Source organism: Mycobacterium sp. WUMAC-067 (assembly GCF_020217485.1).
GTDB lineage: Bacteria > Actinomycetota > Actinomycetes > Mycobacteriales > Mycobacteriaceae > Mycobacterium.
This window is the reverse complement of the sequence record NZ_JAEKMI010000158.1, coordinates 1-882: the sequence shown is the minus strand read 5'-3', so window position 1 is coordinate 882 and position 882 is coordinate 1. Positions and strand designations below refer to the sequence as shown.

1 protein-coding gene is annotated in these 882 nt (G+C 65.3%); it reads right to left on the bottom strand.

Annotated features, from left to right (window positions below; translation table 11 throughout):
- On the bottom strand, positions 1–726 hold a 726-nt coding region (locus JF781_RS27985), incomplete at its 3' end, for an IS30 family transposase (RefSeq protein ID WP_231112275.1).
- Between the last annotated feature and the right edge of the window lie 156 nt (positions 727–882).

Below are 882 nucleotides of genomic sequence, written 5' to 3'. Positions count from 1 at the left end.
AAGGTCGCCTTCCCAGTGGCCGGCTTCAGACCGGTCGACAGCCGAGAAGGACCGGTCGTGGATGGTGAGCATCGGCTGCTGGAACCGCGGCCGCCGGCAACTCTGGCGGTGATGCGCTCGGCGGTGATCTCGACCGGTGCGCAGCGGTGAGCGTCGGTGCGGCGCTAATCGCGAGGGCCGCATGAAACGTGAATTCGGTTGATAGACAGCTTGATAGATGCTTTCGTGGCATAACCACATCGATGAATCATCGGGGAAGCGGTGGCGGAGGTGACGGCTGATCTGTTGGGGGCTCCAACGCTGAAGAAGCAGCTCGGCGACCGCGTTACCGAGCTGGTCGTTGGTGTCGACCCGACGGCGGTGGTGACGTGCTCGTCGCGCGGTGGCTCGCCGGTGGGCATCGAAGGGCTGATATCCGCGGCCGGCTGGTGCGTTGCGCCGTAGCTCCCTCGAAATCGTCGACGGCGCTCGACCGAGTCGGGTGGCGATCGTCCGCACCCTCAGCCCTGAGTGATGCAGATCGGCGATCTCGATGCGCTCGTCCTGGGACAGGTATCGCGTGCTGATCTGGCGGACCGCTAGTCGATCTAGCGGCGGGACGAACCCGACCGCGACGCCGTTGCGGTAGGTCTTGTAACCGCGTGTCCAGTTCGTCGCAGCGGACCGGGACACACCGACTTCGCGGGCCGCGGCCCGCACGCTCCACCCGCGAGCCCGCAACTCCATGAACCGCTGACGCTTGGCCGACTGCGGACGACGTCCCGGCCCCTTCTTCACCCGACGCGACGATGCCAACACAACCTCCAGAATCTAGAGAAGTGTTGCGACCGCACCTAGAAACCACCGCGTCGACACGGGGTCAGTTTTCAGACGACGCCGACA